Genomic DNA, 22293 nt, shown 5'->3' on the forward strand with positions numbered 1-22293 from the left:
TTACTTAGTATGATTGGAGGAAAGAAAAAGATGACACATATGCACTTTACCGCTTGGATTATTCTTTTAATTTTATTTTTTGTCACTCTCCCTAAGCCAAAACCACCGAAGTCATTGCATATGATTATCCGTCTTTTTTATTTAATCGTTATCGCTACTGGATTAGATCTCGTTTTCCGTTTTCAAGTGTTTAGTTTAGGTTCAACTGGAGAGTATATTGGTAAAATTATCTTAGGTATTTTGGTAATTGGTTTTATGGAAATGGTTCTGGTGAAGAAGTCCAAAGGTCAACCGGTCAAAGGATTTTTAATTGGATTTTGGATTACATTGATTCTTGTTATCTTACTTGGTCTCCGTTTACCATTAGGCTTTAGATTCTTTTAGAGATCCTTCTCATCTAAAGCATCCTCATATCACAATATGGTATGAGGATGCTTTTCTATCTTTTGTCATCTTAAATATTCCATAACAAAACCGCTGAACATTGTCAGCGGTTTTTCATATCCTATTTGATATATACAGGACGTACTTGCACAGTTTGATCACGATCAGGTCCAACTGAAAAGGTGGCCAAAGGAATTCCAGTCAATTGAGTCACTCGTTCTACATAATGGAGAGCTTCCAGCGGTAAGTCATGCAGGCTACGTACCTGAGTAATATCTTCTTTCCATCCTGGTAACTCCTCATATACAGGCTCGCACTCGGAGAGGACTCTCAAATTGCTTGGATAGTTTTCAATAATTTCTCCACGATAACGATAAGCTGTACAAATTTTAACTGTATCTAGACCGGTTAAAACATCTAAAGAGTTTAAAGATAAATTAGTAATACCACTTACACGGCGCGCATGGCGAACAACAACCGAATCAAACCAACCTACCCGGCGGGGTCGTCCAGTAGTCGTACCATATTCTCTTCCGATTTCGCGAATTCGATTACCAATTTCATCATGAAGTTCGGTTGGGAAGGGACCATCACCTACTCGTGATGTATAGGCTTTCGCTACCCCAACTACTTGATGAATTTTGGTAGGTCCTACACCTGAGCCAATACAAACTCCACCCGCTACTGGATTGGATGAGGTTACAAATGGATAAGTCCCTTGATCGATATCTAACATAACACCTTGTGCACCTTCAAATAAAACACGCTTTCCTTGATCGATAGCATCGTTTAATACTACTGAAGTATCGGTAACATAAGGACGAATCACTTCTGCATACTTCATGAAGGAATCATAAATTTCTTCAAAGGTAAATCCTTCCAGTTGGTAAAGTTGCTTAAACATGCGATTTTTCTCATCCAAATTACTTTTAAGTTTTTCAGCGAAAATCTCAGGATCTAGCAAGTCGCCAACACGAATCCCTGCACGCGCAGCTTTATCCATATAAGCAGGGCCAATCCCTTTTCCAGTGGTTCCGATCTTATTGCTTCCTTTTCGTTTCTCTTCAGCTTTATCCAAACGAATATGATAAGGCATAATCAAATGGGCACGATCCGAAATCCGTAAGTTCGATGCATCGATTCCATGAGACTTTAAGTATTCGAGCTCTTGAATTAAAGCCTCAGGATTAATTACCATTCCATTTCCTAACACACATACTTTTTCCTTATAGAAAATGCCTGAGGGGATCGTATGCAGTTTATAGCGGGTTCCATCGAAAACAATGGTATGACCAGCATTGTTCCCTCCTTGGTATCTAGCAACAGCTTCTGCTTTTTCAGCTAGGAAATCCGTAATTTTACCCTTACCTTCATCTCCCCATTGGGTACCTACAACAACTACTGTGGACATTGTTGTTCCTCCTTTTCAGGATCTACTTCTTTGTTTGCTCCGTACGATACGAACTACAACTATATTTTATCAATCGATCCCTAGGCAGGTCAATTAAATACGAACATTTAACAAATATTATCACCTATTTATTCGGCAAAATCATGATTTTTTACTTCTAAACTCAAAAATTTATTGTAGTTTTTGAGAAACAGCAATTCTACTTTCCCTACTGGGCCATTTCTTTGTTTGCCGATGATCACTTCAGCAATATTTTTCTTCTCTGATTCCTCATTATAATAATCATCCCGATATAAAAAGGCTACAATATCGGCATCTTGCTCAATCGAACCTGATTCTCTTAAATCTGATAGCATTGGGCGTTTGTCTTGTCTCTGTTCTACTGCACGTGATAACTGAGATAACGCTATAACAGGGACATCAAATTCACGAGCCATCAACTTTAAGGAACGGGATATTTCCGAAATCTCCTGTTGACGACTATCTACACCTCTACCTGAAATTAACTGAAGATAGTCGATCAGGACTAGACCAAGACCATGTTCAGCTTGAAGACGACGTAGTTTAGAACGAATATCAAACACAGTAACACCAGGGGTATCATCGATAAAAATCGGCGCTTCGCTTAATGCTCCTATTGCCATCGTTAGTTTTTCCCAGTCTTCCTCTTTTAAATTACCTGTACGGAATGCTTGGGCATCAATGTTGGCTTCTGCGGCGAGGATCCGCATAACCAACTGTTGAGCTGACATCTCTAAGTTAAATATGGCTACAGTTTGTCCAGCACGTAAGGCTACATTCTGTGCCACATTTAAAGCAAAAGCAGTTTTCCCCATACTTGGACGTGCAGCTAAAATAATTAGGTCCGACTTTTGAAATCCAGAGGTCATTCGGTCCAGATCTACAAAACCGGAAGGAGTTCCTTTTAACCCTTTTGGGCTATTGTACATCGACTCAATTTGCTCAAAGGATTGCATTAATACATCGCCAATGGGGATAAAACCCCCACGCACCCTTCGCTGGGAAATTTCTAGAATACTCTTCTCCGCTTCATTAATAACATCGGCCACATCTTCTCCACCAGAATAGCCAGAAGCAGCGATTTGGGTAGCAGTTCGAATTAGCCGACGCAGAGTCGCTTTTTCCTCAACAATCTGTGCGTAATAATCTACGTTAGCCGCTGTTGGAACAATTCCCGCCAATTCAGTTAAATAAGCAACCCCTCCAACTTCCTCAAGCCATTTACGATCTTGTAATTCAGCAGTCAGGGTAACTAAATCAACAGGCTCACCTTTCTGGGCTAAGTCATTCATTACTTGAAAAAGCTTTTGATGTCCTTGTCGATAAAAGTCCTCGGCTCTTAATCGTTCATTTACCATAATTAAAACAGAGGGCTCAATTAAAATAGCACCCAAAACCGCCTGTTCAGCTTCAATATTGTGTGGAGGAAGACGATCAGCAAATAAATCACTCATTTGCTTTCACCTCCAAACTCAATAAAAAAGCACCCCACCCCCTTGTGGAGTGCCACCTAATCATCGGTGAGATTACTTTTCTACTACATGCACATTGACATGAACCAAAACTTTAGGATGTAACTTGACAGGGACTTTTGTTACACCTAGTGAACGAATAGGTTCTTCTAATAAGATTTTTTTCTTATCAATCGGAAGTTGATGTTTTTTCCTTAACTCTTCACTAATTTGTTTCGCAGTGATCGATCCGAACATACGACCGCCTTCCCCTGCTTTGGTAGCAAGCTTAACGGTGATTTTCTCTAACTTTTCCCCTAATAACTTCGCTTGTTCAAGCTCTTGTTCTTTTTTTACTTCTGAAATTCGTTTCTTCTCTTTTAGTGAATTCACATTTCCTTTCGTTGCTGCAACTGCCAACTTACGTGGGAATAAAAAATTCTGAGCATATCCTTCGGCGACCTCTTTAATTTCCCCTTTTTTTCCAGTCCCTTTTATATCTTGAAGTAAAATGACTTTCATTCTACTTGCCCCCAATTTCTAATGTATCTTTCAAAATCCCCAAAAGTTGTCTCTTAACCTCTTCTAAACTTTTCTTTTTAATCTGGCTAGCTGCATTGGTTAAATGCCCACCGCCTCCCAATTGCTCCATAATTACCTGTACATTTAACTCACCATGGGATCTTGCACTGATCGAAATTAGATCTTCTTCTCGACGGCAAATCACAAATGAGGCGATCACTCCTTGCATATTCAAAAGAGTGTCAGCTGTTTGAGCAATCATGACTTGATCATAGATTTCATCTGAGGCTCCCACTGCTATGGCAATTTGTTGCTCAAATAACTCGGTATTCTTAATGATCTCTGCTCGTTTTATAAATCGTTCTAGATCTTCTTTTAATAAAGATTGGACCATGGTAAGATCTGCACCGTGGCGGCGCAAAAAGGAGGCCGCTTCAAATGTGCGCGAACCGGCACGTACAGCAAAATTTTTGGTATCGACAACAATTCCTGAAAGTAAAGCGGTAGCTTCAAGCGGGTCCATGGCTAAACGGTTCTCTTGGTATTGCAATAACTCTGTTACCAGTTCACAAGTAGAAGAAGCATAAGGCTCTAAATATACCAATACTGCATCATCCACAAAGTCTTCTCCACGACGATGGTGATCAATAATTACAATACGTTCTGCTTTCTCCAGTAGCTTAGGCTCAATCGCGAGCGAAGGCTTATGAGTATCTACAAGGACCAATAAGGTATCCGGTTCATCCACCCATTGCAAAGCTTTTTCTGGAGAAATTAAATGATCACCTAAATAATCATGTTCCTTCACAATACTCATTAAACGTTCAATCGCTGAGTTAGCTTCATCCATGACAATGTATGCTTCGCAATCATTGATTAAGGCAAATTTCACAACTCCAATGGCTGCCCCTAGTGCATCCATATCTGGTTCTTTATGCCCCATCACCAAAACACGATTACTATCTCTAATGAGATTCCCCATAGCATAGGAGATCACTCTTGCTCGTACTCGAGTCCGTTTCTCTACCGCATTTGTCTTACCACCAAAAAAGACAGTTCGCTCTGGATTTTGTACTGCTGCTTGGTCACCACCACGAGCAAGTGCAATTTCTAAAGCAGACTGAGCATTCCTTGATCGTTCGATCATGGTTTTTCCAACGCTTGTAACTCCAATACTTAAGGTTAAAGGAATTTTATATTGTCGAGTCATATCGCGAACAACATCAAGAATATCAAAGCGTGATTGAATTAATTTTCTGAGTGATCTTTGTTCAGTTACAAAAAACATTTTATCTGTATCTAGCCGTTTTAAAGTCATCTGATACTCTTCAGCCCAATTAGAGATAGCACTCCAAACATTGCTTAGAAGTGAAGTCATCTCTTGATCAGATAAACCTTGCTCTACATCATCTAAGTTATCTAAATGAAGAAAACCCAAAACAACTTGTTCTCGCTCATATTTATCTTTTAAATTTACAAACTCAGTGACATCCTGAACAAAGTAAAGGCGCTCTTCAGCTTGATGAAGTAATTCAAAGAATCGCTTACCTATTTGAATCTGAAAAATTTTGTCACTTTGCTTCTTTTGTTTTTGCTCAGGAAATATATCATCGACAGAAAGACCGATCAAACGAGACTGATTTAGAATGTCTTGAACATAGCGATTATGCCACTCAATCTGTCCTTCACGATCATAAAGTAACATTCCTATTGGCATTTCATCTAAAACTGATTGGCCAGCATTTTTAATCCGGTGTGATAACGTTAGGATATACTGGTTATAGTTTCTACGAAATACTTGTTCCGCTCGATACAATACGAGTGCAAGTACAAAAAACAGGCATAAGCCAAGGATTCCAATCATCCAGTTGTAAATCGAAAGAATCGCAATGAGAATCAGGCAAAAACACATGGCAAAAACCATATGATACCCATACCATCTTTGGAACACAAATCTCGGCATCTCTTTATCCCCTCAAATTGCACTCGTTCTCTACATTCATTACTAGAATCACTAAAACAAACTAAATCTATCGCACTCATACCACCCAAAGATGGTATGCCATCAAATAGAACATCTATGATTGTTCAAAAGTAAATTTCCCCTATACGAAAGTGGATCTTTCTCAAAAAGGATGGGTTATTAACATAGGGTATAAAGATTTAATCATTTCATACGGCGTATACACTGTTAGACTTAGTTTTATTTTACCCTAGTTCTTTTAGATCGCAACTATTGGTTTAAAAGTAAATTTGCCCAAGATATAGCCCCAACCAAGCTATACTCCTTGTTGATCTTTCAGTCTTTATTTTTTTGTTTTTCCAATATCCATTTTCGCAAGGAAAAGCCTACATCAACAACTCCCAAAAGCTGGATAAACATCGATAGCGGAGTCCACAACATAAAAAAAGCCAAAACTAACCAAGCTCTGCGTTTATTACGATAGTGTAGCCAAAAGGCGATTAGGGAAAGTCCTTGTATCATAAATAAAAATTGCAAGATAAACAAAACACCTAAATAATTGTCTAATACTTTGGATCCAATCCAGTCACTTAGTAAATAACCGATCATGATCACCATATAAAAGTAAAAAAACACTTTCGGCAAATGCCAGTCTCTGAAAGCGAGAACCTTTTTAGTTTCAAATCCTCTTCGACTTAGCCATTTTCTTCCTAGCCAAAAGTTGATAAAGGAGATTGGAGGGACCATTAAAAGTATCATCACTGGTAAAAATAGATTTAAACGTATATAATTCGGATCAATTGTACCTATTCCTATTTCTTTTCCCTGCTGATAAACTTTTATCAATTCCTTTTGTAATAAATCGATCCAATCATAAAATCCAGGAATGAAGAGATAGGAAACCCCAAAAATAACCAATATACCTACACAACTAGCAATTAGGCCCGCTAGCACCACATCAGTTCCAGTTGTTTCCTTCTTACGATACATGATCCCCATACTAATCCCAACGATCAAAGCGAATAATATAATAACTCCTCCAACACTCCATCCCCAAAGGGCCGTGAGTCCTCCAGCTAGAGCTGCTAGGAGCAATCCATAAGTGGGGCGAAACCTTGTTACTAATAAGAAAATGGGGAGAGGGAGGAGATAAAACGCAAATAACATAAAGGGAGTTAGAAATAGACTTAGAAGTAAGATAAACATCACAGAAAGGAAAAAGAGGTCTTTATTTGCTTTTCTAGGCTGCTCAGTCACGCTCCCATCACCTCTTATTCATATACTCTTCAAGTGAAGAAAGATCACCATACCACTGTTCCAATTGGTGACCTTCATTTTTATGTTCTCTTAATTTATCAATGATAGCTTGATCTAACTCACGAAAGCTTAATCCCATTCGCCTAGCCAAAATATAGGTAGATACGATCAGGCTAGATAAGCTATCTATAAGAATATGACGATTGGCATAATATAATCCCTTAAATAAGTTAGCAATTTGATTCAACATATCTGTTTTGAGCCAATCGATCACCTTAATATTTTTGGCAAACTGCATTCCTTTCTCCGGCCGATTCATCAGTCTTGCACTCCTTTAACGTAAAAGACATCTAGTTGAACTTTCTTCAACCTTCGGCCGTTTTCCTGCTTGTATACGAAAAACAGGGGTAAAATCAAATACCCCTGTTTAAAAGAATTAATCATTCGTATATGGTAAGAGAGCCATTTGACGTGCTCTTTTAATTGCTCGGGTTAGCTGACGTTGGTATTTGGAGCTAGTCCCTGTCACACGACGTGGTAAGATTTTACCGCGCTCGCTGATAAATTTTTTAAGTAAATCGACATCTTTATAATCGATATAGTCGATCTTGTTAACCGTAAAGTAGCAAACTTTACGACGTTTATTACCGCGACGACGTGCCATCTTCAAGTCCCTCCTTTATCAATAAGCTCATCTATATCCGTTTTCTAGAAAGGCAAATCATCATCGGAGATGTCAATCTGTCTTCCATCATCAGCAAAAGGATCATCCATTGGCTTTTGACGGTTATTGCCATAAGAGTTTCCACCATAATTATTATTGCCACCATAGTTGTCTGGGCGGAAATCATCAGGTGGTCCTCCAGCAGCTCGACTCTTCGAGGAATCCAAAAAGCGTACGCTATCAGCAATCACTTCCGTCGTCCAAACTGTACGACCTTCCTGATTTTCATAGCTGCTCACTTGAATTCTCCCCTCTAATCCGACCAGAGAGCCCTTACGAATATAATTGGCACAGTTTTCAGCAAGTCCCCGCCAAGTTACGATTGGAATAAAGTCAGCATCCCGTTCTCCTTGTTGATTGGTATAACTTCGATTAACAGCAACGACAAAACGAGTAACTGCTACGCCATTCGAAGTATAACGAAGCTCAGGATCACGCGCTAACCGTCCAATCAGGATGACCCGATTCAGCATTGACATCCTCCCCCTTTATTTAGATGATCTAACCTTTGTGTTTTTATTTCTCATCGACATTGATTGTTAAATGACGGATGATATTGTCATTGATGTTAATTACGCGATCTAATTCAGAAACTACATCAGCATCTGCGTTAAAGCTGTAGATTGTATAGATACCTTCACGGTATTTATCAATCATATAAGCAAGGCGGCGCTTCCCTAAATCCTGTTCTTCTAGGATCTCTCCGCCTCCATTTGTAATAACAGCTTGTACTTTCTCACGAGTTGCTTTTAGTGTTTCTTCATCCACATCTGGGCGTACAATGAAGTTTAATTCATATTTACGCACGTTCTACACCTCCTTCTGGACTTTACGGCTCTACATTCTTTTCGTAGAGCAAGGAGTAATAAATACTCACGATAATATATTTTAACAAAAAGTAGGGTTCGTAGCAAGAACTAAACCATATGCCTTTCCCGCAATCATTAGGCTAAGAATAGATACGAGTTAACATGCTAAACATTAAATCGGAAGGTAATAATGTCCCCATCTTGTACTACATAATCTTTTCCTTCTAAACGTAGTAGACCCTTCTCGCGTGCATGGGCTAATGAACCTACACGAATTAAGTCAGTATAACTTATCACTTCTGCCCGTATAAAACCACGCTCAAAGTCGGTATGAATTACTCCAGCAGCTTGAGGCGCTTTCGTACCTTCACGAATGGTCCATGCTCGAACTTCTTTTTCGCCGGCTGTAAAATAGGTAATTAATCCAAGTAAGCGATAAGCAGCATTAATCAGACGATCCAGGCCTGAAGTTTCTAATCCTAGCTCAGCTAAGAACGCTTTTCGTTCTTCTGCATCTAATTCCGCAATCTCAGCTTCGACTTGTGCGCTTACTGTAACTACATCCGCCCCTTCCTTCGCTGCAATTTGCTTTACTATTTGAACATAGGGATTTTGTTCAGGATCTGCTACTTCTGCTTCACCAACATTTGCTGCATAAAGCATTTTTTTCAGAGTTAATAAATTAAGACTCTTTATTATGAGTTTCTCTTCATCACTTAGGTCGAGTGAGCGTGCAGGGCTTCCCTCCGCTAAAACTTCTTGTAAACGTGTCAATAGCTCATGCTCTTGGATCGCTGCCTTATCCCCACTCTTTTTTTGCCTAGCTACACGCTCCAAACGTTTTTCTACAGATTCCAAATCTGCCAGCACCAATTCTAAGTTAATTGTTTCTATATCACTGGCTGGATCCACTTTTCCTGCTACATGAGTAATATTTTCATCTTCAAAACAACGTACGACATGAATAATGGCGTCAACTTCACGAATATGAGACAAAAATTTATTTCCTAATCCCTCACCCTGACTAGCTCCTTTAACCAGTCCAGCAATATCTACAAACTGTACCGATGTAGGTATGATGCGCTGTGGATTTACGATTTCCGCTAAGCGATCTAACCGCTCATCAGGTACATCAACCACTCCTACATTGGGATCAATTGTACAAAATGGATAGTTCGCTGATTCTGCTCCAGCTTGTGTAATAGCATTAAATAGTGTGGATTTCCCTACATTAGGTAATCCAACAATCCCTGTAGTTAGTCCCATACGGCACCCCTTTTCTTCTCTTCCAAATGGCACAATAATTGAAGGCAACTTCTTCATTATATAAGAAAATTAATATCCAAAAAAACAGCCGCTCCCAATAAGCGGCTACTTTATTCGCGATCCTTTACTTGACTTTCTGTCTGCTCCGCTGAAACTAATACTTTTTTCATTCGTTGTTCAAAACGGCGACGAGGTAAGAGTATACTATGATCACAGCCTGTACATTTAATTCGAATATCCGCACCCATCCGAATGACTTTCCATGCATTCGTTCCACAGGGATGAGGCTTCTTCATCTCCACAATATCACCTAAGGCAAATTGCTTTTTTTGCACAAAAGATCACTCTTTCTCAAATCAGTCGGATTTGAAGGGTAGCTTCAATCACATCTTTATTAGACAATGCGCTTTGCCTTAATTTAAAAGATAAAAACCAACATTGCAATAGGTTAAAGTAAATATTTCATGGAATATTTCTGAAGCAAGAAAGGATTCCAACAATCCTCGTGGTTCAATAACGTTTACCTTTAAACAATCACCATTTATTCTTTTATATCTTTACCTATCTAGAGATAGCCACCTATCCTAAAAACATTTTACATAAATTTATACTATTATAAAATATTTGAGGGTATATATAATTAAATCCTGCTTTTAAATCCAATATATCTGTTGTAAGTCGATTTATAATATCATTGACTTTTCATTGTATCTCGTTGAGACATCACTCTTTTTATCCCCTTAATCATAGATAGAACAAGAGCCGAATTGTTGTATTTGGTGACTGTTTTAGACGACCATCTCTTTTAAAAATATAGATCGATGATATTCTGATGGATTAACCTACTTATGAAATCCCCATGTATGGAGTAGCTTAGTAAGAATCGCCTCTTTATTCATATGTTGCAGATGTTCTTCGGTTTCTCCCTCATACTCTTTTTTCCTTACAATACTAAGTCGTGATGACAATAGCATCGATAATCGTTCACCACGTATATTTTCTTCCTACTTTCCGTATACTGGTAAGGATGAATTTTCCGGAGGTAGCGAAAATGAGAGAGTTTCACTTGGCTCCGCAAACTCATACCTTAACCTTTCCATATAGAATGGAATATACTCATCCACATGCTAGTCAGCTTTTTTCTGATCATATTTCTTATGCGCTTAATGATTTTCAAGCCGAATCTCGGATCATATGTGTTTGCATAGGAACAGATCGCTCAACGGGTGACTCATTAGGTCCTTTAGTCGGCTCTTTTCTAGCTAAAAAAGCCCCAAGTCATATCAAGATTTTTGGCACACTTGACGAGCCTGTTCATGCTCTAAACTTGCAAAATACCATTCAGTATATTCATAGCAAATATCCAAAATCTCCAATCATCGCAGTCGATGCTTGTCTAGGTCATCTGAAAAGCGTCGGTTGGATTCAAGTAGGGTTAGGTCCGATTAAACCGGGAGCAGGAGTAAAAAAGGATCTACCCGAAATCGGACAAATTCATATTAAAGGAATCGTTAATGTTTCTGGGTTTATGGAATATATCATTCTACAAAATACACGTTTAAGTGTTGTAATGAAGATGGCAGAAGTCATTTCTTCTTCTATTTTAATGGCCACTTCAACCAATCAAACTTCCTCAAGCTTATAAGTTTTCTAGGCATTCTGGGCTCTTTGAGGAAGAAAACATAAGTGATCAATTATCTAATCTTTTACTAAGATTCGGTAATTGTTTCAATAGGAAGTCGCCGAATAATAAGGAAGCTGTTTACTGGTACCTTACTTATTCGGCACATCTATTTCTTTTTATGGTTTAAATAGGTTTTTGGGAACAATTGCATCATTTCATCCAAACCTAAGTCATTCTTAGCATGAGAGCGAAGAGCAGCCGATCCAGTGACCAACCTCCATTTAGTCTAAATAAATGCTTGACTAATCTCTTGGATAGCACGTATAAAACAGGCAATCTCTTCAGTTGTATTAAAATATCCCGGACTTACACGTATAGCACCAATTTGACCTGTTTTCATTTGCTGATGGGCTAAAAAAGCACAATGTAAACCTGATCGAACAGCAATTTGATAATGTTGATCAAGAATCATCGCTACCTCAGTGCCACTTACATTTCTTAAATTAAACGAAATAATAGGGAGTTTCGGTGGCTCCAAAGTGTATAATTCTACACCTTCAATACTAGCTAGTCCTTCCCATAACAGATGGGTTAATTTTTTCTCATGTTCATAAATTTGATCGATTCCTGTTTGCAAAATAAACTCGACTCCAGCTCCTAATCCTGCAAGTCCAGGTGTATTAGGTGTTCCACTTTCAAATCCAATCGGTTTTTCTACTGGCTGTTCTAACTGTTCAGAGCGGTTTCCTGTTCCTCCTTGGATCATAGGAACAAGTGAAACGGACTCATGCACATAAAGTCCACCTGTTCCTTGTGGTCCAAATAAACTCTTATGCCCTGGAAAAGCTAATAAATCAATGGGTAGCCTTTCCAAATCGATCGGAAGCAACCCGGCCGTCTGCGCTGCATCAACTAAATAAAAAATTCCCTTCCTGCGCGCTACGTCTCCAATTTCCTCAACCGGTAAAATATCTCCTGTTACATTGGAACCATGAATAGTAACAATTAATCGCGTATTAGTTTGAATAGCATTGGCTACTTGCTTAGCCCAACCTACCTTCTTATCATACGTAATCCAAGTCGTTTGTACATGCATCTGCTTTTGTAAATAGGAAGCTGGGCGCGCGACTGCATTATGCTCCCAACCAGTAAGAATCATATGATCTCCTGATTGTATAAGCCCTTTGATTGCTTGATTCAATGCATAAGTGGTATTAGGGAAAAATAAAAGATTGCTAGGATTTTTTACTCCTAGCAATTGAGATAATAAATTTCGAGTCCGAGTAATAGTTTGGCTCGCCCTAGAAGCTAATTGATGATTTCCACGTCCAGGATTGGCTCCGTACTCCTCAATTGCTTGCTTAACTGCCTCTGCAACACCTTTAGGTTTGGGCCAAGTCGAAGCTGCATTATCTAGATAAATCATCCTATCACCTGATCCTGATATAATAACTCTACTAAGCGCTCTAGCTCCCGTTCTGAATGATATACAATTTCAATTTTCCCTTTACGCCGACCTTTTTTTATCTTGACGGGTGTACTTAATAATTGTTGTAGCATATCTTCGTATCTACGAAGACTGGGGTCAAGCTCTCCTTTTGATTTTTGTTTTTCTTTTCTTACAGGTAATTGATTTATTTTTTGTACCCATTCTTCCAATTCACGAACACTTGCATTTTCTTGCTTAACTTTTTCTGCCAACTTTTTTTGTTGCTGGGCATCTTTAAGTCCTAATAATGCACGTGCATGCCCCATTGACAATGTTCCACGTGAAACATCTTCCTGTAATTCCTCTGGTAGCTGTAAAAGCCGAAGAAAGTTTGTCACATGCGACCGGCTTTTTCCGACACGTGTCGATACTTGTTCATGGGTTAATGAAAAATGTTGCATTAGTTTTTGATAAGCATAAGCAATCTCTATCGGGTTTAAATCTTCGCGTTGTAAATTTTCTACTAAACCAATTTCCAACATTTGATCATCATTTAACTCTTTAACTACTACAGGTACTTTCGCTAAACCTGCCTTCTTAGCTGCGCGAAATCGACGTTCTCCAGCAATAATTTCATATCCTCTAATACTCTCTCTTACAATCAGTGGTTGAATAATCCCATGTAACTTAATAGAATCACTTAATTCTTCGATCAAATCATCTCCAAAATGCTTGCGTGGTTGATATGGATTTGGACGCAATTTATCTAACTCAACTTGCTTAACTACATCTTCTTCTGAAATTTCAACTTGCGGAAATAAAGCACCTAAACCTAAGCTTTTGACTCCATCTCCTAAGCCTTTACTACTCATGACTAATCACTTCCTTAGCTAAGTCAATATAACACTCCGCACCACGTGAACGCGCATCATACATTAGGATCGGCTTTCCATGACTAGGAGCTTCGCTTAATCTGACATTTCGAGGAATCACTGTCGTATAAACTTTTGAACCGAAATATTTTTTTACTTCATCCATAACCTGAACAGATAGATTCGTTCGTTTGTCAAACATCGTTAGCAAAACACCTTCAATCCCTAAAAATTTATTGAGATGTTTTTGAACCAAGCGAATCGTATTTAACAATTGACCTAATCCTTCTAGCGCATAAAACTCACATTGTATGGGAATCATGACTGTTTCAGCTGCTGTTAGAGCATTCAACGTAATAATACCTAAAGAAGGTGGACAATCAATAAAGATATAGTGGAAATCATTTTTGACATATGATAAAGCCCTTTTCAGCCTCAACTCACGGGAAATAGCTTGGGCTAATTCAATCTCAACACCAGCAAGCTTAATCGTTGCAGGAATGACCCACAAATTATTCACAGAGGTTGATATAATCACCTCATTGGGTATTGTCTCATTCATAAGTACATCATAAATGCACTTAGTTACATCTGGTTTATGGATTCCTAAACCACTTGTGGTATTTCCTTGCGGATCAATATCTACAATGAGTACTTTTCTCCCCAAGGAAGCTAAACTTGCTGCTAGGTTAATGGATGTTGTTGTTTTGTAGGGTAGAAAACTAGCGCCTTATATATGCATCCTAAAATAATTCGCTTATGGCCACTTATCAGATAATATCCTGATTCGACTTAAACAAATTCTACCGATCACATATACAGGTTTCTAGTATCCCCCTCCGAACCGAACGTACACCTTTCGATGTATTCGGCTCTCCAATTGTCGCTAGGTCAGGTGATTACAATGGTTTCCGTGCTAATGGGTCTATTGATCTTCGTTTGATTTGTTGTGGAAAATAGATCATTATTTTTTCTTTTCCATTCACAGTATGATACTTTGCTCCAATTGTTTGTTTTCCAGTAGCACTTACGATTAGACCATATTTTTTAAGAACTTTTTTCACAGAGCATTTTTCTTTATTCGCAATGGTTTTTAATAAACTTTGAAAGTGATAATAGCGAAATTTCCCCAGTTTTTTACTTACATCATCAGCATAACAATAATAGCTATACAGACCACTTATTTCAGTATGGTATCGACGAATAATCTCTGATACAGGAAAATGAAGCCACGCTGAAAAGTGAATAGGCTGTCCATTTTTCATAAATGGATGAAGCTTAGATTGAATAATCTCATGTGGAATTAAAAAAAGGAGCTTCCTATTTGTTGACTTAACAATATGATAGCCAAGAAATTCTACCTTCTCATCATGAATAAAGGCAGTTTTACTTGTATTTAAATCAAGTGTCAACTCTAATTGCTGCTCTAAAAATTGCAACATCTGCTGTTTTATTTGGATAGCAGTCTTCTTGGTACCCGTTATCCAAACAAGAAACTCATCGTGATAGCGAATATATTCCACTTTTTCCTGAATCATTATGTTTTGCACATAATGATTCATCCATTGATCAAACGGATGTAAATAAATATGAGCCAATAGGCGACTTAGCTCTCCTAACGAACCTTTATTTACAAAATCAGGTTTCAAATAGCCCGCCTGTAAAAAACGATGTACCAACTCAATAAACCGACCGTCTGCAATTTTTCTATATAACAGTTGTAGCAGGATAGGGTGAGAAATTTGAGCAAATAAGTTTTTGATTTTTCCTTTGATTACCCAATTAGATTCTGGTGCAAATTGATTTAGTTGATACAACACTTCTTCTATAGGAACTTCTTTTCGACAGCCTATAGCCGCTTCTATGAAGACGGGTTGGTATATAGCTTCAATGAGCAAACATAATACTTTTTGAACTAACTGGTCTGTATGACATCCTTTATTTTGTTCTAGGGAAAGAGGCTCTGGATAATACCGTTCATACCGCAATTGATCAATAATCTCTTCTATCACTTCCATCTTCAATTTTCTTGAACAATCTTGCTGTGCAAGTTGATAAAAACTAGGTTGAAATAGATTGCGATATACTCGTTGAAATATAAAATTTGCATTCTTACTAGATTTCTGACCTAGTAATGATAAGATTACTTTGGCCTTCTGCATTTCGCATACCTCCGTAATTTATCATTTCGACAATCTGCCTTCCTTCGCCACGTGACTGGCTTTCCCAAGTCTCAAACTACTATGAAGGCTCCGCAGCCTTAGCGATAATGCCTTAGGCTGTCTCCGTTTAGCTCATGTAAATACAAAGGGAGTGACTTAGGTTCCCGTTCGCTTCTTTGACGTATCAACGATACGCTGGGAAGAGATAGAGAGTGTAAATAGTGTTGGCAAACCCATTTACAATCCCTCCCGTGTACGTTTCGATTAGCTTTCGTACACCTTGGTAGTTTAAGCGAAGAAGCTGGGTTTAAAGCAGTTTAGCCTTGACCATATCACTCCACTGGCCTTGCATATCAACTTATTAGCTAATTTCATAAGTCATATGCTTTACTGACATGCTATGGTCCCCTTTGATGTTTCCATCTCAGGTAAGTCAGTTGGCCATCAGGATCCCTCTCTAATCCTGAGCCCTCATTGGGCAATATTTACAGACCCTTACGGACGCACGCCAACTCCACCTTTTTGATTAGCAATCGCTATAATTTTCCCCATATGATTCACCTCTCTTAGTTCTCACATCTCTCTCACAAAGAACCCAATTAAGTGTGTAGCCTACTTTGGTTGGAAGCTTGATATAGTCTTGTCCAGATGAGAATGGTGTCTAGGACAAATGATTTTCCTAAGGTAACTTAAATAACAAGGACCATCTTATAGCAATCTCAAAAAAATACGATGTAAAATAGCAAACGAATTGAGTTCCTGTTTTAAGAGCAATTGATTACTACGATAGATAAGTAGTAGGGATCATCTTTACACGAAACAGGAAAAATGATCCCATTTTATTCTTCTGTTTGTAGACAATATTGCCCTTTAAAAAATCCACTGCTTTCCATTTGAGAGCTCCGAGTTATAGATCTTCTGAGATTTACTGTTTGAAGCTCTTTGTTTCTTAAGTAAAAGTCGTCCTACAATAACTCCCACTTGCTAAGATCTTTACTTAATCTGAGCAATATGTCTATAGATGAATAGTCCGAATAGAGGTTGCCCTCTTAATCAGCCGTTCATCGCTTCCCCCCTCACTCCCATAGCCTTAATCGGTCCATAAAGTTGTTCCTTGGGGAAAAGTCGTTCCCACACAAAAGTACTTCATGGCTTCATCTAGGAATGATCTAAGTTTTGGCTCGAATGATGCAACATGCTCCTGATAGATCTAGTTGTCTCAAATGTACTCTTTCTCCAAGAAAGTAATTGATACAACAAGATCTACCAGCAGATAGTAGATTAATTTTACGATAACACAAAATTTTGCTCTTGCCATCTCCTAAGAAAATGATTTTACGGAAACTTTCTATCCATCTAACATTTAGAGAGTTAAATATCTGTCTACCCAATAATACAGAAGTTCTCCTATACACGGTCATGTCACTAACTTCAAAAGTCCAAATAACTTCTAGATAAAACCGCGAATCATTTTTATGTAGGATCAACCTTTCCCATAGAGAAAGAGCACTTCAAAAGTTATACTTAATTCGAAACTCTATGGACTAATCAAAGTTATGGGAGTGAGTAAGGAAACGATGAGTGATGGAGTTTAAGAGGGTAACCTTTACTTCTATTAGAAGAGCTATTTTGTATAACCCCTATATCTTAAACATATTGTAGTCCATCCCCCAATCATTGGCTTTCAAAAAAGTTGGAGTTAGTCCAACATAAAATAGCTTCCATAAGATCATCCTTATTTAGGGATTCTTATAACTAACTCATAATAGGCATCATGCTCATTTTCATCAGTCACTACCTTCATTCCAGACTCTTGAATCATATGGATGGATTGCCGAATGGTATTAACCGCAATACGTAGATCTCTTGAAACAGCACGGCGTCGACCTCTTTTTTTATCTTTTGGTTTTTCATTTTCCAATATTTTGCGTACTCTCTCCTCAGTTTGCTTTACATTTAAATCCTTATCCAGTATCTCCTGTAAAACAAGCAATTGTAACTCTTCTCTTTTCAAGGCTAACAAGGACCTTGCATGTCTTTCTGTAATTTTTCGTTTAAGAAGTTCGTCATGAATCGCTTTGGGTAACTGTAGTAATCTTAACTTATTAGCAATAGTTGATTGTCCTTTACCCAATCGTTGAGCTAGACTCTCTTGTGTGAGATGATGGATTTCAATTAATTTTTGATAAGCATACGCTTCTTCAATCGACGTTAAACCCTCACGTTGCAAGTTTTCAATGAGTGCTGCAGATGCAGCTTGACTATCTGTCATCTCTCTTACAATTGCAGGAATCGTGGACAACTCAAGCTTTTTGACTGCACGGAGCCTCCGTTCACCTGCGATCAATTCATATGTATTTTCCTTACGACGAACAACAATAGGTTGGATAATTCCGTGTGATTGAATGGTTTGACATAATTCATCAATCCGTTCATCGTTAAATAACGTACGCGGTTGATAAGGGCTTGGTTCAATTTCTTCAACTGGGATATGCCTTACCATCTCATGACCTTTTTCCCCTAAGCTAAACCAGCGTGTAATGGATTCTTTCATCTCATCTCCCCTCCTTTTCCCAGATAGCAAGAAACAACAATAATTAAGAGAATCAAGCTATATTACAGGTTGACTAAAGAATGACCCAACCAATATATTACATTCGCTACCTAATGCTAACTACCTTCTCATGTTTCACGTGAAACATTTGAGAATACTAACAAGCCCGATTTTCCTTTTTAGCTAATTGAATTTCTCTATTTTTGAGTAGGAGTGAAACTGAATATCCATTATATAGCACATTTTGTGAATAAACTTCCATGTTCCACGTGAAACATTTATAAATAGATTTTGATATGAGTTACTTTCAAGTATCATGCGTTCCTTACTCTACATCTCATAATGATGTTGTTTTTTTGATTAAAGTAAATAAAGTCATCCATTTGATAATCATCGAAAAATGGAAATTTAACAAATTTGTAACTTCATCCTCTTATATAAGAAAATAATGCTGATAAAAACTATCCTTTTCTTCAGCTTAACGACTTTTATTTGCTCTACCTTGATTAGGTGTGAAACAAAAGTGAAAAAAAACATGAAATAAGGAGGCTTTGTAAGCAATCTAAAATTATTTTCCTTTCTAGCTTTTTAAATCAAGTAAAAAAAAGAGCATGCAAAAATGAAAATAATAGAATGAAATTTAACAATCGACTATACCTTATTGACCCTTATACTTAGCTATTGATAGAATCGTTCACAGGAAGATAAAAGGAGGAAAATCAGATGAGTATTCCTGTTTACATAGGCAATGACCAAGGATACTATGGTACCAAAGTTGTTAGCCGTGCTAATGGAAAGTTTTATAAAATGTTTATCCGTAATATGGTGGTTCCTAACCGTGTAGGAGAAATTACCTACAATAATGATCCTCATAACATTATGTATAAAGAAGCGGATGGGGATCGGGAATGGTTTGTCGGAAAATTAGCGATTGAACAATCAGGTGATGATGAACTATTCGATTCACACAAACGTCGTTTATTTAGCCCAACTTGGTTCCGCGAACAAGAATATCTCATTATGTTCAGAGTGAGTACCGGGTTGATGTTACAAGGTAATACAGAGCCGATTGTCTCCGTAGCATTACCAACAGATAGCTATGTAGACTATAAAGACGATCTTAAACGTCGCCTTATTGGAAAACATAGTTTTGAAGTTAAACAAGGTAATCTCCCTTATAGAAAAATTGAGTTTGAAATTAAAAAAGAAAATTTATTTGTTATTAGCCAACCTATGGCTACTTTATTCCATATTGCCTTAGACCGAGAAGGAAATCTGTTAAATGAGGATTTATTTATTCAAAAAGTTAGTATCAACGACTTAGGTTTTGGTACTTCTGATATTGAAACTCTACATGGCGAAACCATCATTAAACGTCAAAGCTTCACTTCCCGTTATGCCATGATGACTGTATATCAACGGTTATCTAAAAAGTTATTAGAATTTACGCGCAGTGTCGACTCAGAACAAAACGGAAAAGAATATCCTATTTGGAGTTTGCCACGAATTGTAAGTTCCGGAGAAATCAGCTTTAAAGGAAAGATTCATGATATCAGCTCAATCGTACAAGAATCTATCAAAGAAGTTGGGGAAAGCTTAGTTGATGAAGTATGGAATCGTCTCGAGTTCGGTGATGATATTACCTACATTATTCTTACAGGTGGTGCATCGATTCCTTTCAAACCATTCTATCGTGACCGATTTGGTGATAAATTGATCTTCGCGGAAGACTATGGAATTGAAGCCCAATTTGCCAATGGTTTCGGTCTCTGCAAATTCTCTCAATCCAAATCTAAAGCTGTACCTGTTAAAGATCTTCTAGAAGCAGCAGCTACAATTCAACAAGAGTTTACTCCTGATACAGCTAATGAACCAGTAGTATCTAAAAAACAAAAAGTAGCAAAAAAATAGTAGGAAATACCCCCAAAAAGAATTTTTGGGGGTATTAATTTATATATAAAATGTGAGCAAAAGGAGAACGAAAATATAATATTATAAATTGGAACTAGCCATTCCCACAAAAAAGAGAGATAATAAATGGAGGAGTCTAGGAAGTTATTCTATGTTAAAGGAGGTGCCAAACTGTTACTTAGAACATAGAAAGTCGTCCATAGAATAGGAGAATATCCATCCATTATATTTTCCATCACACCCTGCCCTGTTTTAGGTAGTATTCACTTTAATGGACTATTATCTATGTTTTTAGTAGCAGCCAAACATGTCTCAGCATGAAAAGCTATTTGATCTCATATTATTGGGATCTGGAGAAAATGGAAAAGAGATCATTCAGGGTTTAGAAGAACAAGGTAAACGTGTCTTATACATCAACCTACAACCTGAACTTATCGCTTCCATGAGTGTCCAAGTACCTTATGAGTATACTTCCGATGAGCGGAATGAAGATAAACAACCTTTCAAAATTTTAGCACATACACAAACATTAAATACTTCAACTTATGAGTTAAGAACATATATGTTTCAAGCCAAGCAACATGAAGAATCTTTAGAAGTAAGCTCTATGAAAGATCAAGAAGTTCAATCAAAAGAAATAGAACAAGCACAGCCTACAAAATTTGAATCAACTGTACTAAAGAGTGAAAAGGAAAAACATGAAATAAATCATGTTTCCAAAACAGAGGAAAATAATTCTCTGCATAAAGAAGAAAATCTTGAAAAAGTTCTACAAGCATTTGATGAAGTATTAGAAGTGGAAGAACCTACTGAAAAGATGAAAGAAGAAGTTGTTGTTCCCAAGAAAGTCATGGACGAGGTAAACCATAGTCACAGAGAAACAGCTTCGACCGAAGTAAATGATTCATCTATCGAACAAAAGATACAACCTTTTATTCTATCAGAACCCAATAAAGATACTACGGATTCTAATAATGAAAAAACATTGGATATATTAAAAGCAAGAGAACTATCATTAAGAAAAAAACTGTTTCGACGCAAAAACCAAGTAGATTCGGACAACAGTTCTTCATTTAATCAAGCATTCTCCTCTACTTTAGAAGTGAAGCCGGAAACAGAGGAATCGAAATCACCTAAATCAACTGATACGAATATTGCTTCCGAACCTGTTGAAAGTTTAGATGAACAGCCTATTCAAAAATCGATTCAAGAGGAAACTGATACGAACGGACATGAGCACTCATCTGAATCTTTAACCTATTCATCTGAATATGATCGAGAAGTCAAGCTAAGAAAGAAATTCTTAGGTAGAAGTAGACATTCATTATCCTATTCTGAATTAGAACAACAGGAAGAAGAAGCCATCCAAGGAAATAATGAAGATATCACTAAACAAACTGAATCAAGAGAGCGATTAACTGTTGAAAAACAAGAGGAAATTTCCCCAGAATCTCTTTCTTTAGAATCCTTTACCTCTCGGCGACGTTCCCGAGCAAAAAAGAAGAACCGTTTATTTGCCAATATCGTAAACCGTCCACCTCAGGCAAGGGATAATCCTCCTTCATCAACACCTGTAACTGAGGCTAACAACCAACAATCAAAACCGTTAGCTTCCGACTACTTCCCGCAATCCGAAGATGAAATTATCGATATGGCTGATTTTAATTATAATTCAGAACTAAATACGAACTCTTCTCCTACATTAAAAAGAGATACAATTGAATTTGAAGATGCTTATGGTTATAACCAATGGGAGGAGTTTTTTACCCCATTCTCTCATAGCAGCCGAAAGAGGCAAGAAATGAATAAAATAGAGAAGCGAAAGATCGCCTTACGTGGTTTGCATAATTTAATTAATAATTTAGGATAAAAATAAGCAGCAACGAATGTGCTGCTTATTTTTATTAAAGCATATTACGTACTAATGGCTATT

General features: G+C 37.6%; 20 protein-coding genes and 1 pseudogene. 4 read left to right on the forward strand and 17 right to left on the reverse strand.

Going from position 1 to position 22293, the window contains the following annotated elements:
• Positions 1-30: 30 nt before the first annotated feature.
• Positions 31-384 (forward strand): YisL family protein, encoded by a 354-nt coding sequence (locus tag DL897_RS11910; protein WP_113659372.1) that lies wholly within the window; start codon positions 31-33, stop codon positions 382-384.
• 121 nt (positions 385-505) lie between these two features.
• On the opposite strand, the gene DL897_RS11915 is transcribed toward DL897_RS11910, so the two are convergent.
• The 12 genes from DL897_RS11915 to DL897_RS18895 all read right to left on the reverse strand — a co-directional run bounded on the left by DL897_RS11915 (position 506) and on the right by DL897_RS18895 (position 10782).
• Positions 506-1795 (reverse strand): adenylosuccinate synthase, encoded by a 1290-nt coding sequence (locus tag DL897_RS11915; RefSeq protein WP_113659373.1) that lies wholly within the window; start codon positions 1793-1795, stop codon positions 506-508.
• Between the two features lie 128 nt (positions 1796-1923).
• Positions 1924-3270 (reverse strand): replicative DNA helicase, encoded by a 1347-nt coding sequence (gene dnaB / locus DL897_RS11920; protein ID WP_113659374.1) that lies wholly within the window; start codon positions 3268-3270, stop codon positions 1924-1926.
• Between the two features lie 72 nt (positions 3271-3342).
• Entirely contained in the window at positions 3343-3789 is a 447-nt protein-coding gene (gene rplI, locus DL897_RS11925) for a 50S ribosomal protein L9 (RefSeq protein WP_113659375.1), read from the reverse strand.
• A gap of 1 nt (position 3790) precedes the next feature.
• Positions 3791-5752, reverse strand: a complete 1962-nt coding sequence (locus tag DL897_RS11930) for a DHH family phosphoesterase (RefSeq protein WP_113659376.1) — start codon at positions 5750-5752, stop codon at positions 3791-3793.
• 336 nt (positions 5753-6088) lie between these two features.
• Positions 6089-7009, reverse strand: a complete 921-nt coding sequence (locus tag DL897_RS11935; protein ID WP_113659377.1) for a DUF2232 domain-containing protein — start codon at positions 7007-7009, stop codon at positions 6089-6091.
• A gap of 7 nt (positions 7010-7016) precedes the next feature.
• Positions 7017-7328, reverse strand: a complete 312-nt coding sequence (locus tag DL897_RS11940; protein WP_113659378.1) for a MazG-like family protein — start codon at positions 7326-7328, stop codon at positions 7017-7019.
• 117 nt (positions 7329-7445) lie between these two features.
• On the reverse strand, positions 7446-7673 hold the full coding sequence (gene rpsR, locus DL897_RS11945; RefSeq protein ID WP_093227487.1) for a 30S ribosomal protein S18: 228 nt from the start codon (positions 7671-7673) through the stop codon (positions 7446-7448).
• A 44-nt stretch (positions 7674-7717) separates the two neighbouring features.
• Entirely contained in the window at positions 7718-8206 is a 489-nt protein-coding gene (locus DL897_RS11950) for a single-stranded DNA-binding protein (protein ID WP_113659379.1), read from the reverse strand.
• A gap of 43 nt (positions 8207-8249) precedes the next feature.
• Positions 8250-8540 carry a 30S ribosomal protein S6 gene (gene rpsF, locus DL897_RS11955; protein WP_113659380.1) on the reverse strand — a complete coding sequence of 97 codons (291 nt, stop codon included), beginning with the start codon at positions 8538-8540 and terminating at the stop codon, positions 8250-8252.
• A 167-nt stretch (positions 8541-8707) separates the two neighbouring features.
• Positions 8708-9808, reverse strand: a complete 1101-nt coding sequence (ychF, locus tag DL897_RS11960; RefSeq protein ID WP_113659381.1) for a redox-regulated ATPase YchF — start codon at positions 9806-9808, stop codon at positions 8708-8710.
• Between the two features lie 110 nt (positions 9809-9918).
• A complete protein-coding gene (locus DL897_RS11965; protein ID WP_113659382.1) occupies positions 9919-10143 on the reverse strand; it encodes a DUF951 domain-containing protein in 225 nt (74 codons plus the stop codon).
• A 507-nt stretch (positions 10144-10650) separates the two neighbouring features.
• Positions 10651-10782, reverse strand: coding sequence for a hypothetical protein (locus DL897_RS18895; protein WP_276308586.1), 132 nt, complete (start codon positions 10780-10782; stop codon positions 10651-10653).
• 77 nt (positions 10783-10859) lie between these two features.
• Between DL897_RS18895 and yyaC the strand changes: the two genes are divergently transcribed.
• On the forward strand, positions 10860-11453 hold the full coding sequence (gene yyaC / locus DL897_RS11970; RefSeq protein WP_240627408.1) for a spore protease YyaC: 594 nt from the start codon (positions 10860-10862) through the stop codon (positions 11451-11453).
• 265 nt (positions 11454-11718) lie between these two features.
• Here the strand turns inward: yyaC and DL897_RS11975 are convergent, their stop codons facing one another.
• From DL897_RS11975 to noc, 5 genes and pseudogenes are all read right to left on the reverse strand, one after another.
• Positions 11719-12858 (reverse strand): aminotransferase class V-fold PLP-dependent enzyme, encoded by a 1140-nt coding sequence (locus DL897_RS11975; protein WP_113659383.1) that lies wholly within the window; start codon positions 12856-12858, stop codon positions 11719-11721.
• A complete protein-coding gene (locus DL897_RS11980) occupies positions 12855-13733 on the reverse strand; it encodes a ParB/RepB/Spo0J family partition protein (RefSeq protein ID WP_113659384.1) in 879 nt (292 codons plus the stop codon). The genes DL897_RS11975 and DL897_RS11980 overlap by 4 nt, the downstream gene beginning before the upstream one ends.
• Positions 13726-14442: pseudogene (locus tag DL897_RS11985) on the reverse strand (ParA family protein); the annotation flags it as partial. The pseudogene DL897_RS11985 and the gene DL897_RS11980, both read right to left, overlap by 8 nt.
• A 190-nt stretch (positions 14443-14632) precedes the next feature.
• Positions 14633-15895, reverse strand: a complete 1263-nt coding sequence (locus DL897_RS11990; protein ID WP_113659386.1) for a reverse transcriptase/maturase family protein — start codon at positions 15893-15895, stop codon at positions 14633-14635.
• A gap of 1735 nt (positions 15896-17630) precedes the next feature.
• Positions 17631-18449 (reverse strand): nucleoid occlusion protein, encoded by an 819-nt coding sequence (noc, locus tag DL897_RS11995; protein WP_113659387.1) that lies wholly within the window; start codon positions 18447-18449, stop codon positions 17631-17633.
• Positions 18450-19172: 723 nt separating this feature from the next.
• Between noc and DL897_RS12000 the strand changes: the two genes are divergently transcribed.
• Positions 19173-20360 carry a ParM/StbA family protein gene (locus tag DL897_RS12000; RefSeq protein ID WP_113659388.1) on the forward strand — a complete coding sequence of 396 codons (1188 nt, stop codon included), beginning with the start codon at positions 19173-19175 and terminating at the stop codon, positions 20358-20360.
• Between the two features lie 307 nt (positions 20361-20667).
• On the forward strand, positions 20668-22230 hold the full coding sequence (locus DL897_RS12005) for a hypothetical protein (RefSeq protein WP_113659389.1): 1563 nt from the start codon (positions 20668-20670) through the stop codon (positions 22228-22230).
• Positions 22231-22293 lie beyond the last annotated feature (63 nt).

The organism is Thermoflavimicrobium daqui, from assembly GCF_003313465.1.
Classification (GTDB): Bacteria; Bacillota; Bacilli; order Thermoactinomycetales; family Thermoactinomycetaceae; genus Thermoflavimicrobium; species Thermoflavimicrobium daqui.